The organism is Streptomyces beijiangensis (assembly GCF_017315755.1).
GTDB lineage: Bacteria > Actinomycetota > Actinomycetes > Streptomycetales > Streptomycetaceae > Streptomyces > Streptomyces beijiangensis.
In genome coordinates this window covers 1-288 of record NZ_JAFLRJ010001182.1, presented here as the reverse complement: position 1 = coordinate 288, position 288 = coordinate 1, and the positions used below count along the sequence as shown (strand labels likewise).

Here is a 288-nt window from a genome sequence, read left to right as displayed (position 1 = left end):
GCCGTGCGGGCCACATCCCGTTCAGCCGGAACCACCCGGCGGCGGTGACGGCCTGCAGCGCGAGCAGCGGCAACAGGATCGCGGGCCGCCCGATCGCGGCGGCCGCGGCGAGCAGCACCGCGAGCACGGCGGTGAGCCCGGCGGGCTGCATTCCCGGCGCGATGACCGGCGAGCGCCCTTCGGCGCGGGCGCGCTGGGCGTCGGTGATGCGCGCGTTGCCGGTGGTGGTCGGGGAGCTGTAGGTGGGCGCGGAGTCCGCCGGGGGCTCGTAGGGGGCCGCGTGTACGG

The 288-nt window shown here is 78.1% G+C and carries 1 pseudogene; it reads right to left on the bottom strand.

The window, feature by feature from the left end:
• A pseudogene (locus J0695_RS41090) lies at positions 1–288 on the bottom strand (hypothetical protein); the annotation flags it as partial.